Origin of the sequence: Pseudomonas sp. SWRI99, assembly GCF_014270125.1 — a bacterium.
Taxonomy (GTDB): domain Bacteria; phylum Pseudomonadota; class Gammaproteobacteria; order Pseudomonadales; family Pseudomonadaceae; genus Aquipseudomonas; species Aquipseudomonas hamedanensis.
Genome location: NZ_JABWQR010000028.1, coordinates 73056 through 87463, shown reverse-complemented (window position 1 = coordinate 87463; position 14408 = coordinate 73056). Strand labels below are relative to the sequence as shown.

Genomic DNA, 14408 nt, shown 5'->3' with positions numbered 1-14408 from the left:
CTGTGGGAGCGAGCCTGCTCGCGAAGGCGCCATATCGGTCGAAGAAGAGGCTGTCTGACCCACCGCTTTCCGCGAGCAGGCTCGCTCCCACAGCGGCATATCGCATCCATTCGAAACAGGCCGAAAAGGTTGACTCACCGACCTTCGCTCGTTAGCGTCCCTGCTCGCCTCAGCGACAAACAAGGAACGTTCATGTCTGGAAAACCCGCCGCGCGCGTCACGGACCCGACCACTTGCCCGATTCCCGGCCACGGCACAAACCCGATTGCCAGCGGTTCCGGCGACGTCTTCTTCAACGGCCTCGCCGCCGCCCGCCTCGGCGACAAGTGCACCTGCGGCCAGGCGCTCAGCGGCGCCTTTTCGTCGACTGTGTTCATCAACGGCAAGAACGCCATGACTATCGACAGCACCGCCAGCCATGGCGGCGTCGTGATTGGCGGTTCCGGCAATGTGATTATCGGCAGCTCGCACACCCCTGCGCCGTTCGTTCCACCGTTGCCGATCATCGGCCAGCCCTTGGTCGAATTCAAAGCGATCAGTGCCGGCAACGGCGAACCCATCGCCGAACAGGGCTATGAAATCGAAACTGCTGAAGGCCGTATCGTCAAAGGCCTGACCAATGCGCAGGGCATGACTCAGAGCGTCGCGACCCTGCAGCCCGATCTCGCCGTCGTACGCTGGACTGCCTGAGCTTCAAGGAAGAAACAATGACTGCACAATGCATCGCGCCAGACGACCTGGACATGAAAAAACTCTGGGACAGCACCTGTGAGCTGCCCACTTGCAAACGGGAAACCAGCACCGCCGGCCCCAATCCGAAAACCCGCGTCGAAGTCCCGCTGCTGACCTGCAACTGCCTGTGGCGGCGCTTCCAGAAAGAAGCCGAAGACTGGGTCGCCCCCGGCGGCGTCCTCATCGCTGACCCCCAGGCTCGCAACCGTAAGATCAACGCCGCGTACGCGCAGTTGTGGTTGGCGGATAACCGCTTTCAGTGGGCAGGGTTGGCGGCGTTTGCTTCGAAGCAGGTGGGGTGTGGGCTGATCCACGCCACTAAACTGCAAACCGCCATCGCTGCACAGAAGGCGGCACAGGAAAAGCTCCGAACCGCACCATCTGAAACGCTGTTCGAAGGTTTCGGCTTCAAATTCAGCAGGACCAATCCCGAGGCAGAGCAGGAACTGGAAAAGGCTCGGGCGGCCAATCCGATGCCGACCGAGGACATCACCTTCGGCGATAACCCACGTTCAGTAGTTCAGCAACAGCTGGACTATGTGTATGAGATGTTGGCGCTGGGTAATACATCGCTGTTTCTGGACGTTTATCCGTTGCACCGGTTTTTTATGGTGCGGGGATTCAAAGAGATGCAAGCGTGTCTCCCGCTGCGCAATAAACTTAAAAACGAAGTGCTGTGGCCTATTTCCAGTAAAGTTGAATTTGGGCTGGTGCAATCGCAAGTCAGTGACACGTTCAAAGCCATTGATGAAGGAAGGATTTCCAAAAGTGTTGAGTTCATGGCTCAGCACGAACAAATCAATATTTTGCAGCCAGCGATGTACGACGATGCACACTTTTCCTACCTGATGCGCGGGACACACGCAGGCAACGCGGTATCCGTGGTTACCGGAATTATGTCAGGAGCCGCTGAGGAAATTCAGTTGACCCTTGCAAGTCAATGCAAAGCTCCGGACGAAAGAAAAGTCGCATTTGGTAGCAACCCACTGGCTAATTTGGCTGACAAAGATCAACGGATGGAGTTCGTCATCCGAGCGGCTAGTCAGTTCGATGCATTGCTCAAAGACCCTGCTTCACGAGCAAAACTCACGCAGTCCATAACAGAAATTTCTAAGGGTGGGGGAGTGCAGTGATCCAGCTGTCGAGAAAGCGCTTCGTGATAATTCTCGCTGCTGCTTTAATTGGGGCGGGAATCGCGTATTCCACTTGGGGTACGGACACCCTGCGAGTTCATATCGGAAAGACTTACGATGCGACAGTTGCCGATTCCACATTTAGCGTGGCAGCTCACACTGTGACTTACCCTGGAAATCCTCCGCATCCGAGCTCAGCCTGGATTTCCTCACCAGTTATTATCCATTTCGATGACCCGGAGCACGGCTTTACGTTGCCTGCCACCAAATTCGCCTCAATCGGATTTGACGAGGGAAAGGTTTCGAATATGACGACCTCTCCGATGCTCGAAACGTTGCCCTTCGACCAACTCATGGCGGTGCTTGATCAACTTCAGAGCCATCTTAAAAGCGCCGGATGGGTAGAGTGGAACAGTGAGACAAATCCTTGGGTGAATACGGCTGATGAAACCAGTCGAAAGGCGCTTCAGGTCGAGTTGTTTGATCACGTCAAGGTGGCAGTGCTCTTGATCCCTCATAAGTACAGTCTCGCGCTCAACGTCAAATGTTACGCCCGCTGTAATGAGCGCGATCCGGAGACAGCTAAGTATCTGATCGATGTCAGCGTAGGAAAGGATTACTACAGCGAATGAGCAAGCGCTATACGGCTCATAACCGAAGTCGCAAGTGAAAAATTGCTACGGGGGGCACAGTCGATATTGGCGCACAGCAATGTTCTGCTTGTTGTTCGTGTGCCTGACGTCTTTTCACTTTCCAATGGATTTTCTGGTTGTTCATATTGGCAAGCCATACGCCGAAGTCGTCGAAGACTCCAGTTTCCCTGTTGAACGGAAAACAGCCATATATCCAAGTGACCCTCCCAAGGTCGACTCGACCTGGATAAGCAGCCCGGTCGTGATTACTTTTGATGATCCCGAGCATGGCTTTACCTTGCCCAAAACAATCTACGGCGCGGTGGGCTACACCAAGGGAAAAGTAGACGGCATAACGACGTCGCCAATGGTTGAATCGCTTCCCTTCGATAAGACAACTGCGCTCTTGGACGAGCTGCAAACGATGTTCAGGAACGCCAACTGGACTCCTGAACCCGTTGAGGGAAATGATTGGATCAAAGTGCAGAGCGATGATGAAAGGCGACAGCTACAAGCGAAGCTTTTTGATCAGGCGGATGGGGTCATTCTTCTGGTTCCACACAAATACAGCCTGCTGATGCACATCAAGTGCTATGCGCGATGTGATGAGCGGAATGTGAAGACGGCCAGGTATTTAATTGACGTTGGCCTGAGCAGAGACCACTTCAGCGATTGATCCTGCAAAGCCACAAACCTGTAGGAGTGAGCCTGCTCGCGATAGCGGTCTGTCAGTCAACGATGATGTTGGAGCTGATGGCCCTATCGCGAGCAGGCTCACTCCTACATTTGTTTGCGCTGCGTTCAAAGATCGGACGAAGCTGTTTTCATGACACTTTTGTTTCAATCCACTCTTTAGCTGTGCAATGCTGGCGCCGAGACCGTTCGCCAACTACAGCTTAAGTATCCAACACGTAGAAACCGCGCGGTGCCGTCCACTTGCCCCTCTGGGGCGCTGCTACTACAGGGGGTCTGCATGCTCACCCTGCTCAATCTGCTCTCCGCCGTCGCCCTGCTGATCTGGGGGACGCACATCGTCCGAACCGGCATTTTGCGGGTCTACGGCACCAACCTGCGACATGTGATCGGCCAGAACATGTCGAAGAAATGGCTGGCGTTTGTTGCCGGTATTCTGGTCACTGCAATGGTGCAAAGCAGCAACGCTACCGCCATGCTCGTCACCTCGTTTGTCGGGCAGGGCCTGATGGCGTTGACCCCGGCACTGGCGACCATGCTCGGCGCCGACGTCGGTACGGCGTTGATGGCACGAGTGCTGACTTTCGATCTGTCGTGGCTGTCGCCGCTGCTGATTTTCCTCGGGGTGATCTTCTTTCTCTCGCGCAAACAGACGCGGCTCGGGCAGATGGGCCGGGTGTCGATCGGCCTGGGGCTGATCATTCTTGCGCTGCAATTGATCGTCGAGGCCGCCGCGCCGATTACCCATGCGCAAGGGGTGAAGGTGATCTTCGCCTCGCTGACCGGCGACATTCTGCTCGACGCCCTGGTCGGCGCGTTGTTCGCGATGATTTCCTACTCCAGCCTCGCCGCCGTGCTGCTCACCGCCACGCTGGCTGGCGCTGCGGTGATCAGCTTACCGGTGGCGATCGGTCTGGTGATCGGCGCCAACATCGGCAGCGGCATTCTTGCGTTCATGAGCACCAGCATGCAGAACGCCGCCGGCCGCCAGGTGGCGCTGGGCAGCCTGCTGTACAAACTGATCGGCCTGCTGCTGATCATCCCGGTACTTGATCCACTGGTGCACTGGATCGACAGCCTCGATTTCAGCCCGCAGGAAATGGTCATCGGCTTTCACCTGCTGTACAACACCGCGCGCTGCCTGATTCTGCTGCCAAGCGTCGGGCCGATGGCGCGGTTGTGTGCCTGGCTGTTGCCGGAGCGCCCGGAGGTCAATGGCACGGCCAAGCCCCGTCACCTCGATGCGACCGCGCTGTCGACGCCGAGTCTGGCGCTGGCCAACGCGGCGCGAGAAACCCTGCGCATGGGCGATCTGCTCGACAACATGCTCGACGCCAGCCTTGATGTCCTGCGCGGCAAGCAAACGGCAGTGACTCAGGAAATTCGCCGGATAACGGACGACATCGAGTCGCTGTACAGCGCAATCAAGCTCTACCTGGCGCAGATGCCGCGCGAGGACCTTGGCGAGCAGGACAGCCGGCGCTGGGCCGAGATCATCGAACTGGCAATCAACCTGAAACTGGGTGCTGATTTGATCGAGCGCATGTTGCGCAAAATCCAGCAGCAGAAAACCTCGCAACGGCGTTCGTTCTCTGAGGAAGGCCTGGAAGATCTGGCCGGGCTGCAGCAGCAACTGATCGCCAATCTGCGGCTGGGGCTGTCGGTGTTTCTCAGTGGCGACAAGGAGAGTGCCCGGCAGTTGCTGCGCGAGAAACGCCGCTTTCGCGCACAAGAACGGCGCTTGGCCCATGCCCACGTCAGCCGTTTGCAACGTAAGATCGTGCAGAGTATTGAGACCAGTTCGCTGCACCTGGAGTTGATTGCCGATATGAAACGTCTGAACTCGCTGTTTTGCGGCAGTGCCTATGTGGTGCTGGAAACGGCGGATACCGGGGCGCTGGCCGTGGATGATATCGCCGACATTACGCATTCGCCTTGAACGTCTGGGGCTGGGGTCAGTCAGTTACAGTGATTCAGCCTCAAGATCTTCGCGAGCAGGCTCGCTCCCACAGGGTGCGACGATTCGACCTGTTCGCGGATAGCGGTCTGAATAGCGACACGGATCTCCAAACCAGCCGTATGGAAGCCTGTTATGCGTTGCCTGTTGTTCGCCTGTCTGTTGCTCGGTTCCCTGCCCGCTTTTGCCCTGGATCGTTTTCAGGTTGAAGGCTATGCGTTGCCCAACGGTTTGCAGTTGCTGCTCAAACCCGGCACCGAGCGCGGCCACGTGGCGATTCGTCTGGTGGTCGGCGTCGGTCTCGATGACTTCGATTGCGCAGACAAAGAGCTGCCGCATTTGCTCGAACACTTGCTGTTCAGCGGCATCGATGCCACGGGCGAAGGCGGCCTGGAAGAACGCATGCAGGCGCTCGGTGGCGACTGGAACGCGTTCACCAGTAACGCCGACACCACGTTTGTTATCGAGGCTCCGGCGAAAAACCAGCGCAAGGTCCTCGACCTGCTGCTCGCGCTGTTGACCCAGACACGCATCGACGACAACGCGATCAACGCCGCCAAACGCGTGGTCGAGCGTGAGGACGGCGGCCATTACACGCGCCTGCGCCGCTTCCTCGATCGTCAGGACCTGGGCCACTCCGCGAGCAATCAACTGGCGGTCGAGCTGGGCCTGAAATGCCCGCAGCGCGCCGAAGTCGGCCACCTGACCCAAGCGCAACTGGAGAAAGTGCGCCAGGCCTGGTACGCGCCGAACAACATGACGCTGATCGTCGTCGGCGAGCTCGACAAGTTGCTGCCGGCGTATCTGGAGCGCACCTGGGGCGCGTTGCAAGCCGTCGAGCCGAGCGAACATCGTCCGCTGCCGGACCTGCGCGTCAGCGCCGCGCATGAGCGCACCCTCACCCGTGGTTTCATGGGCGATGGCGCCAAGCTGCACTGGCTGGTGCCGGAGCCGGTGCTGAACGATCAGCACGACGAGACGTTCGACATTCTCAAGGATTACCTCGACTGGGCGCTGTACCGGCAGATTCGCCTCAACCATGGGTTGTCTTACGGGCCGTGGGCCGAGCGCGAAGTGTTTGGCGGCGTCGGCTTCATGAGCCTCAATGCCGACCTGGATCGCGATGACGTCGACGAAGCCATCCAGGTGCTCGAGGATCTCAAGGCCGACCTGCTGAAAAACGGCCTCGACCCGACCACCTTCGCCCGCATCAAACAAGCCGCCATCGCCCACCAGGCTTGGGCCGTGCAGGGCAACAGCGCCCTAGCGGATTTTTACTGGAGTGCGCTGAACGACTACGAGGACGGCCGCTTCGCCAACCCGGCGCGGGAGCTGCAAGGCGTGACGCTGGAAGAAGCGAACAAGGCCATGCGCGAGCTGCTGTTGCAGCCGGGGTATTTCAGGATCGAAAAGCCGTTGATCAGTGATGATCAGGTGCTGTGGCTGGTGGCGGGTGGTGTCGGGGTGTTGCTGCTGATCCTTATCGGCTGGCGCCTTCACCGCCGAAAACCCGCCGAACACTAACCCCTGTAGGAGTGAGCCTGCTCGCGATAGCGGTGTGTCAGTCGATATCAGTTTTGAAAATGAGACCGCTATCGCGAGCAGGCTCACTCCTACAGGAAGTATGTGTTGGTTTCCGCGACCGCAACCTCGCCACAACGCCCGGCGGACGCTACTCTGTCGGAGTATTTCCCTACCTTGTCGTGAATCGCCCCCATGTCGAAAATTACCCTCCTGATCCAGCGCCTTCTCGAACTGATGAAGCGCTATCCCGGGGTCATTGCGGCGGGTGGTTTCATCTCCGGGGTCGGCAGTTTCATTCTGGTCGATCGCCAACAGGGGCTGGCGAGCTGGATCACCGTGATCATGCTGCTCAGCTGGATCTGGCTGATGCTGGAGAACACCCTGACCGGGTTGTTCACGCGGATTTTCAAACGCGAAATTCCCCAGCCGTTGCTGCGTTACGCGACGCAGATGATCCATCAGGAAAGCCTGTTTTTCGTTCTGCCGTTTTTCTTTATCACCACGACGTGGAACAGCGGCCAGTTGATCTTCACCGGCCTGCTCAGCATCGCCGCACTGATTTCCATCGTCGATCCGCTTTATTACAAATGGCTGGCGCCACGGCGCTGGGCGTTTCTGGCGCTGCATACCCTGACCCTGTTCGCCGCCCTGCTCACGGCGCTGCCGGTGATCATGCACCTGACCACCGCGCAGAGTTTCAAATGGGCGCTGGGGATTGCCGTGCTGCTGTCGTTCCCGAGCCTGGCGTCGATCTTCCCGATCCGCACCGTGCGTAATGCCCTGGCAATTTTGTTTATCACCGTCGGCATCGGCGGCGTCGGTTGGGCGCTGCGGTCGTGGGTGCCGCCGGCGACGCTGTGGATGACTGACGTGGCGATCAGTACGCAACTGCAGGACCGCACCCCTGGCGCTAGCCTGGATACCGTCAGCGCCGAGCAGATCCGCAACGGCGGGCTCTACGCCTACACCGCGATCAACGCACCGCGTGGCCTCGACGAGCGGATTTATCACGTCTGGCAATTCAACGGCAAAGAGGTCGATCGCATCGCCCTCGATATCCATGGCGGCCGCAAGGAAGGCTACCGGGCGTGGACGCACAAGCAGAACTTCCCCGGCAACCCGGCGGGCAAATGGCAGGTGCGGGTGCTGACCGAGGACGGCCAGTTGATCGGCGTGCTGCGCTTCGCCATCACGGACAGCACACCGGCCAAAGAAAAGTAATCCGGTTCGTGCTATTACGTAGGTTCTTGTAACAGCCGTATAAGCACGGAGCTTATGACCAGCAGCCCAACGCCCGGCAGTGCCCACCTGGACACCTCGCTCAGCCCCGCCCGCCTGCGGGTCACCGGCGACTGGACGCTCGCCCATTACGCCGCACTCAAACGCCTGACCGAACAGCTGCACGGCGAATACGACGGCAGTACCTCGATCGATCTGAACGGCCTCGGCGCCCTCGATACTGCTGGCGCCTCGTTGCTGGTCGAATTGCTCGGTGCCGAGCGCTTGGGCAAATCCGCCGAACACCCCGATTGCACCCTGTCCACCGCCGACCGCGCGCTGCTGCAAACGGTGTATTGCTCGCTGAACGATTTTTGCGTGCCGATCAAAGAGCCGGAAATCAGCGTCAGCGTGCAACTGCTCATGCGCATCGGCCGAGCGGTGGATACGGTGTGGAAAGACACGATGCAGTTGCTCGGCTTCGTCGGGCTGATTCTGGAAGTCATCGCCCGTGGCCTGTTCCGGCCCAAACGCTGGCGTATTACGCCGATGATCGCGCACATCGAGCAGACCGGCCTTGACGCCGCGCCCATCGTGGCGCTGCTGACCTTTCTGGTCGGCGCCGTGGTGGCCTTTCTCGGTGCGACGGTGTTGGCCAGTTTCGGTGCGACGATTTTTACCGTGGATCTGGTCGGCTTTTCGTTCCTGCGTGAATTTGGCGTACTGCTCACCGCGATCCTGATGGCCGGGCGCACCGCCAGTGCTTTCACCGCGCAGATCGGCTCGATGAAGGCCAACGAAGAAATCGACGCGATCCGCACCCTCGGCCTCGACCCGATCGAATTGCTGGTGGTGCCGCGCGTGCTGGCGCTACTGGTGGCGCTGCCGATGCTGACGTTTCTGGCGATGCTCTCGGGGATTGTTGGCGGCGGCGTGGTCTGCGCGGTGTCGCTGGATATTTCGCCGGCGATGTTTCTCTCGCTGCTGCAATCGGACATCGGTATCCAGCATTTTCTGGTGGGCCTGGTGAAGGCACCGATCTTCGCCTTCCTGATCGCGGCGATTGGCTGCCTGGAAGGCTTCAAGGTCAGCGGCAGCGCCGAATCGGTTGGTGCTCACACCACGTTCAGCGTGGTCCAGTCGATTTTCGTGGTGATCGTGCTCGACGCGGTGGCCGCGCTGTTCTTCATGGAGATGGGCTGGTGAGTCGTTTACCCCGCGCGCCCTCCGAGGCGGTGATTGAAGTCCGTGACCTGTGCAATCGCTTCGGCAGCCAGAGCGTGCACGAACACCTCGATCTGGATGTCTACAAAGGCGAAATTCTCGCCGTGGTCGGTGGCTCCGGCACCGGTAAATCGGTGCTGCTGCGCAGCATTGTCGGGCTGAACCGGCCCAGCGAAGGCATCGTCAAAGTCTTCGGCCAGAACCTGCCGAGCCTGGCTGAGCATGAACGCTCGCTGATCGAACGTCGCTTTGGCGTGCTGTTCCAGAAAGGCGCGCTGTTCTCGTCGCTGACCGTGACCGAGAACGTCGCCCTGCCCCTTATCGAACACGCCGGCCTCAGCCGCCATGACGCCGAGCACCTGGCGGCGGTAAAACTGGCACTGGCCGGGCTGCCGCTGTCGGCGGCGGACAAATACCCGGCGTCGCTGTCCGGCGGCATGATCAAGCGCGCGGCCCTGGCGCGGGCGCTGGCGCTGGATCCGGACATTCTGTTTCTCGACGAACCCACCGCCGGCCTCGATCCGATTGGCGCGGCGCAGTTCGATCAATTGATCCTGACCCTGCGTGACGCGCTGGGCCTGAGCGTATTTCTGGTGACCCACGACCTCGACACGCTCTATACCATCACTGATCGCGTGGCGGTGCTGGCGCAGAAGAAGGTGCTGGTCGCCGGCCCCATCGACGTCGTCTCGGAAACCGACGACGCCTGGATTCATGAATACTTCCACGGCCCGCGCGGCCGCTCGGCGCTGGACGCCGCCAAACTGCTCAACGAGGTCTGACATGGAAACCCGAGCCCATCATGTGTTGATCGGCCTGTTCACGGTAATCGTCGTGGCGGGCGCCCTGCTCTTCGGCCTGTTTCTGGCCAAATCCAGCGTCGACACCGAGTTCAAGGATTACGAAGTGGTGTTCAACGAGGCGGTCAGCGGTTTGTCCAAGGGCAGTTCGGTGCAGTACAGCGGGATCAAGGTCGGTGACGTGGTCAGCTTGCGCCTCGACCCGCAGGATCCACGGCGAGTCCTGGCGCGGATTCGCCTCGATGGCGACACGCCGGTCAAGGAAGACACCCAGGCCAAACTGGCGCTGACCGGCATCACCGGCACCTCGATCATCCAGCTCAGCGGCGGCACGCCCGAGAGTCCGAAACTGCGCGGTCACGACGGCCAGTTGCCGACCCTCATCGCCTCGCCCTCGCCTATTTCGCGCCTGCTCAACGACAGTAGCGACTTGATGACGGGCATCAGCGCGCTGCTGCACAACGCCAACCAGATGTTTTCCGCCGAGAACGTCGAACGCGTCAGCAGCACCCTCGCCCATCTCGAGCAGACCACCGGGACGATCAACGACCAGCGCGGCGACATCAAACAGGCCATGCAGCAACTGGCGACTGTCGGCAAACAGGCCGGCAGCATGCTCGAACAGACCTCGCTGCTGATGCGCAACGCCAATGGCTTGCTCAACGATCAGGGCAAACAGGCCTTGGGCAGTGCCGAACAGGCGATGAAGTCGCTGGAGCAAAGCAGCGTGACCATCAACGGCTTGCTCAGCAAAAACCAGAATTCGCTGGATAACGGCATGCAGGGCCTCAACGGCCTGGCCCCGGCGATTCGCGAACTGCGCGAGACGCTGACCTCGCTGCGCGCCATTTCCCAACGCCTCGAGGCCAACCCCAGCGGTTACCTGCTGGGCAGCGACAAGAACAAGGAATTCACCCCATGAAACTGACTCGAATCGCCCTGCTCGTCGCTGGCTTGAGCCTGATCGGCGCGTGCTCGATTTTGCCCCAGTCGGAGCCTTCGGATGTCTACCGCTTGCCCGCCGCGCAGGCGCCCGCCTCGGCCAGTCCGGCGGCGGCTCAGTCGTGGTCGCTGCGGCTGAATAAATGGCAGGCGAGCGAAGCATTGAATCGGCCGAGTATTGCGGTGATCCCCCAGGGCGACATGATCAGCAGCTACAAGGGCTCGCGCTGGAGCGATCCGGCGCCGGTGTTGCTGCGTAACCGCTTGCTCGACGGCTTTGCGCGTGATGGTCGGGTGACGTTGCTGAGCACTGATGACAGCAACTTCCAGGCGGATCTGGAACTGGGCGGCAGCTTGCAGGCGTTTCAGACGGAGTATCAGGGCACGCAGGCCGGCGTCGTGGTGCGGGTCGACGCATTGCTGGTGCGCGGTTATGACCAACGAATCCTCGCCAGCCGCCGCTTTGAAGAGCGCCAGCCGCTGAACGATGTGCAGGTCCCGGCGGTGGTGGCCGGGTTTGGCCAGGCCAGTGATCGGCTTACCGCCAAGGTTGTGGCCTGGGCGGTCGAGCAAGGCCAGAAACTCGCCCCACAAAAGCCCTGACATTGCGCAAAATGCCTTTGTGGCGAGGGAGCTTGCTCCCGCTGGGGCGCGAAGCGTCCCTGAAAAACGGGACTGCTACTCAGCCCAGCGGGAGCAAGCTCCCTCGCCACAGAAAATGTGTCCGGCCGATAATCAGCCAAAGAACCAGTAGCAAACCCCGATAGCGCCGACCACCCCGGCAAACTCCGCGAGCAACGCACAGCCCACCGCATGTCTCGCGCGCTGAATCCCCACCGCACCGAAATACACCGCCAGCACATAGAACGTCGTCTCGGTGCTGCCCTGAATCGTCGCCGCGACCAGCGCCGGGAAGCTGTCGACGCCCGAAGTCTTCATGGTTTCGATCAGCATCGCCCGCGCGGCGCTGCCGGAGAACGGTTTGACCATCGCCGTCGGCAGCGCATCGACAAAGCGCGTGTCCCAACCGGCCCATTCGATCAGATGTCGGATACCGTCCAGCCCGAAATCCAGCGCACCTGACGCACGCAACACGCCAACCGCGCAGAGCATCGCCACCAGATACGGCAACAGATTTTTTGCCACGTCAAAGCCTTCTTTCGCGCCCTCGACGAACGCCTCATAGACCTTCACTTTGCGTAAAGCGCCGATGATCAAAAACAGCATGATCAGCCCGAACAGCGTGAGATTGCCGAGGATCGACGACAATCCCGCCAGAGCGGTGGCCGAAAGGGTGCCGAGCAGGGCCATGAAACCGCCGAGAATCAGCGCACCGGGCACCAGATAGGCCAGCACCACCGGGTCCCAGATGCGCAGGCGCTGCATGAACGCCACTGAGAGAAAGCCGACGATCGTCGAGCAACTGGTTGCCAGCAGAATCGGCAGGAACACCAGGGTGGGATCCGGCGCACCTTGCTGCGCGCGGTACATGAAGATGGTCACCGGCAGCAGGGTCAGGGAGGAGGCGTTGAGCACCAGAAACAGGATTTGCGCGTTGCTGGCGATGGTGGCGCTGGGATTGAGCTCTTGCAGCGCCTTCATGGCTTTCAGGCCGATCGGCGTGGCGGCGTTGTCCAGGCCCAGGCCGTTGGCGGCGAAGTTCAGGGTGATCAGGCCAAGGGCAGGGTGGCCGGCCGGCACTTCCGGCATCAGCCGCAGGAACAGCGGCCCAAGGACTTTCGCCAGCCATTCGACGATCCCGGCCTTCTCGGCGATGCGCAGAAAGCCCAGCCACAGGGTGAGGGTGCCGAACAGCAGCACCATGACTTCGACCGACAGCTTGGCCATGGCAAAAATGCTTTCCACCATTGCCGCGAAAATTCCGGCGTTGCCGCCAATCAGCCACTGAGCCAGCGCCGACACGGCTGCCACGATGAAGAAGCCAAGCCACAGGCCATTAAGCATCAGTCAAATCCCCCGAAGAATGCGGCGAATGATAGCGGGGTCGCCAGAAACGACAAACCCCGGATTGCTCCGGGGTTTGTATGTTCGACTCGGTCCCCTGTAGGAGTGAGCCTGCTCGCGATGAGGGCCGCACATTCAACATCTCTGTTGTCTGGCACACCGCTATCGCGAGCAGGCTCACTCCTACAAGGTTTTGTGTCAGTTCTTGGAGACTTCACCCACCGGAAGTTTTTCCTTGCTGCGCCAGTGCGGCAGGGAGTTCCAGTAGCGCTGGCCCTTGGCGTCGTCGTACATACCTTCCCAGCGTGCGATGACCAGCACTGCCAAGGCGTTGCCGATCACGTTCAATGCGGTACGGGCCATGTCCATGACGCGGTCGACACCGGCAATGAACGCCAGGCCTTCGAGCGGAATACCGACACTGCCCAGCGTCGCCAGCAGCACGACGAAGGACACGCCCGGTACGCCGGCGATGCCTTTGGAGGTGACCATCAGCGTCAGCACCAGCAGCAATTGCTGGCTGATCGACAAGTCGATGCCGTACAGCTGAGCGATGAAGATGGCGGCAATCGACTGGTACAGGGTCGAACCGTCGAGGTTGAACGAGTAACCGGTCGGCACCACGAAGCTGCAAATGGCTTTCGGCGCGCCGTAGGCTTCCATCTTCTCGATGACCCGCGGCAGCACGGTTTCCGAAGAAGCGGTGGAGTAGGCCAGCACCAGCTCATCCTTGAAGATGCGCATCAGCTTGATCACCGAGAAACCGAACAGTTTGGCGATCAGGCCCAGCACCACGAAGGCGAAGAAGGCGATGGCGACGTAAACCAGAATCACCAGTTTCGCCAGCGGCACCAGCGAGGCGAAACCGAAGTTGGCGACGGTCACCGCGATCAGTGCAAACACGCCGATCGGGGCGTAGTTCATGATCATGTGGGTGACTTTGAACATGCTTTCCGAGACGCCCTGGAACATCTTTACCAGCGGCTCGCGCAGGTCCGACTGCAGGCTCGACAGACCGAGACCGAACAGCACCGAGAAGAAGATGATCGGCAGCATTTCGCCGCGGGCCATGGCCGCGAAGATGTTCGACGGGATCAGGTTGAGAATGGTCTCGATGAACGCATGCTCATGCTGCACTTCGGCGGCGGTCGCCTGGTACTTCGAGATATCGACCGTGCCCAGGGTGCTCATATCGATGCCGGTGCCCGGGTGGAACACATTGGCGAGCACCAGACCGACGACGATCGCGATGGTCGTCACAATTTCGAAGTAGATGATCGTCTTCAGGCCGATCCGCCCCAGCTTCTTGGCGTCGCCGACGCCGGCAATGCCGACGATCAGGGAAGAGATGACGATCGGAATCACGATCATCTTGATCAGACGGATAAAGATATCGCCTGCCGGTTGCAGGACGTTGCTGATCCACCAGGCCTTCTCGGCACTGAAGTGGTTGAGCAACGCACCAATTGCAATCCCCAATACCAGACCGATGAGGATCTGCCAGGCGAGGCTAAGCTTTGCCTTCTTCATTATCTTTACCCTTACTTGCGTTTGACTCAGGCACATGCAGGAACTGGAACGCTCATCA

13 protein-coding genes are annotated in these 14408 nt (G+C 59.9%); 11 read left to right on the top strand and 2 right to left on the bottom strand.

The features are described from left to right. Positions 1 to 192 precede the first annotated feature (192 nt). The 11 genes from HU743_RS21325 (at position 193) to HU743_RS21275 (ending at position 11458) form a co-directional block, all read left to right on the top strand. Entirely contained in the window at positions 193 to 690 is a 498-nt protein-coding gene (locus HU743_RS21325) for a PAAR domain-containing protein (protein ID WP_186618870.1), read from the top strand. A gap of 17 nt (positions 691 to 707) precedes the next feature. Continuing rightward, positions 708 to 1865: a hypothetical protein gene (locus HU743_RS21320; protein WP_186618871.1), complete on the top strand. Its 1158-nt coding sequence runs from the start codon at positions 708 to 710 to the stop codon at positions 1863 to 1865. Next, positions 1862 to 2497: a hypothetical protein gene (locus tag HU743_RS21315; RefSeq protein WP_346656527.1), complete on the top strand. Its 636-nt coding sequence runs from the start codon at positions 1862 to 1864 to the stop codon at positions 2495 to 2497. Before HU743_RS21320 ends, HU743_RS21315 begins: the two co-directional genes overlap by 4 nt. A gap of 79 nt (positions 2498 to 2576) precedes the next feature. Beyond that, positions 2577 to 3173 (top strand): hypothetical protein, encoded by a 597-nt coding sequence (locus tag HU743_RS21310; RefSeq protein WP_238351771.1) that lies wholly within the window; start codon positions 2577 to 2579, stop codon positions 3171 to 3173. Positions 3174 to 3470: 297 nt separating this feature from the next. Beyond that, positions 3471 to 5129, top strand: a complete 1659-nt coding sequence (locus HU743_RS21305; protein ID WP_186651058.1) for a Na/Pi cotransporter family protein — start codon at positions 3471 to 3473, stop codon at positions 5127 to 5129. 153 nt (positions 5130 to 5282) lie between these two features. Beyond that, entirely contained in the window at positions 5283 to 6671 is a 1389-nt protein-coding gene (locus HU743_RS21300) for an insulinase family protein (protein WP_186651056.1), read from the top strand. Positions 6672 to 6863: 192 nt separating this feature from the next. Continuing rightward, positions 6864 to 7892 (top strand): DUF5924 family protein, encoded by a 1029-nt coding sequence (locus HU743_RS21295; RefSeq protein WP_186651054.1) that lies wholly within the window; start codon positions 6864 to 6866, stop codon positions 7890 to 7892. Between the two features lie 54 nt (positions 7893 to 7946). Next, on the top strand, positions 7947 to 9095 hold the full coding sequence (locus tag HU743_RS21290; protein ID WP_186651052.1) for an ABC transporter permease: 1149 nt from the start codon (positions 7947 to 7949) through the stop codon (positions 9093 to 9095). After that, complete coding sequence (locus HU743_RS21285; RefSeq protein ID WP_186651050.1) at positions 9092 to 9895, top strand: ATP-binding cassette domain-containing protein; 804 nt, start codon at positions 9092 to 9094, stop codon at positions 9893 to 9895. The genes HU743_RS21290 and HU743_RS21285 overlap by 4 nt, the downstream gene beginning before the upstream one ends. A 1-nt stretch (position 9896) precedes the next feature. Further along, positions 9897 to 10835, top strand: a complete 939-nt coding sequence (locus HU743_RS21280) for an MlaD family protein (RefSeq protein WP_186651048.1) — start codon at positions 9897 to 9899, stop codon at positions 10833 to 10835. Further along, on the top strand, positions 10832 to 11458 hold the full coding sequence (locus tag HU743_RS21275) for an ABC-type transport auxiliary lipoprotein family protein (RefSeq protein WP_186651046.1): 627 nt from the start codon (positions 10832 to 10834) through the stop codon (positions 11456 to 11458). Before HU743_RS21280 ends, HU743_RS21275 begins: the two co-directional genes overlap by 4 nt. A gap of 132 nt (positions 11459 to 11590) precedes the next feature. Here HU743_RS21275 and HU743_RS21270 read toward each other — a convergent pair whose 3' ends face one another. Together HU743_RS21270 and gltP are read right to left on the bottom strand one after the other, a co-directional pair. After that, positions 11591 to 12820, bottom strand: a complete 1230-nt coding sequence (locus HU743_RS21270; RefSeq protein WP_186651044.1) for a spore maturation protein — start codon at positions 12818 to 12820, stop codon at positions 11591 to 11593. 198 nt (positions 12821 to 13018) lie between these two features. Continuing rightward, positions 13019 to 14350 (bottom strand): glutamate/aspartate:proton symporter GltP, encoded by a 1332-nt coding sequence (gene gltP, locus HU743_RS21265; RefSeq protein WP_186651042.1) that lies wholly within the window; start codon positions 14348 to 14350, stop codon positions 13019 to 13021. Between the last annotated feature and the right edge of the window lie 58 nt (positions 14351 to 14408).

What these genes read in the sequence shown, in the direction of transcription:
- HU743_RS21280 (WP_186651048.1), top strand. Translation starts at nt 9,897, where the DNA reads ATGGAAACCCGAGCCCATCATGTGTTGATCGGCCTGTTCACGGTAATC.
- HU743_RS21310 (WP_238351771.1), top strand. Translation starts at nt 2,577, where the DNA reads ATGTTCTGCTTGTTGTTCGTGTGCCTGACGTCTTTTCACTTTCCAATG.
- HU743_RS21305 (WP_186651058.1), top strand. Translation starts at nt 3,471, where the DNA reads ATGCTCACCCTGCTCAATCTGCTCTCCGCCGTCGCCCTGCTGATCTGG.
- HU743_RS21325 (WP_186618870.1), top strand. Translation starts at nt 193, where the DNA reads ATGTCTGGAAAACCCGCCGCGCGCGTCACGGACCCGACCACTTGCCCG.
- HU743_RS21290 (WP_186651052.1), top strand. Translation starts at nt 7,947, where the DNA reads ATGACCAGCAGCCCAACGCCCGGCAGTGCCCACCTGGACACCTCGCTC.
- HU743_RS21270 (WP_186651044.1), bottom strand. Translation starts at nt 12,820, where the DNA reads ATGCTTAATGGCCTGTGGCTTGGCTTCTTCATCGTGGCAGCCGTGTCG.
- gltP (WP_186651042.1), bottom strand. Translation starts at nt 14,350, where the DNA reads ATGAAGAAGGCAAAGCTTAGCCTCGCCTGGCAGATCCTCATCGGTCTG.
- HU743_RS21275 (WP_186651046.1), top strand. Translation starts at nt 10,832, where the DNA reads ATGAAACTGACTCGAATCGCCCTGCTCGTCGCTGGCTTGAGCCTGATC.
- HU743_RS21320 (WP_186618871.1), top strand. Translation starts at nt 708, where the DNA reads ATGACTGCACAATGCATCGCGCCAGACGACCTGGACATGAAAAAACTC.
- HU743_RS21300 (WP_186651056.1), top strand. Translation starts at nt 5,283, where the DNA reads ATGCGTTGCCTGTTGTTCGCCTGTCTGTTGCTCGGTTCCCTGCCCGCT.
- HU743_RS21295 (WP_186651054.1), top strand. Translation starts at nt 6,864, where the DNA reads ATGTCGAAAATTACCCTCCTGATCCAGCGCCTTCTCGAACTGATGAAG.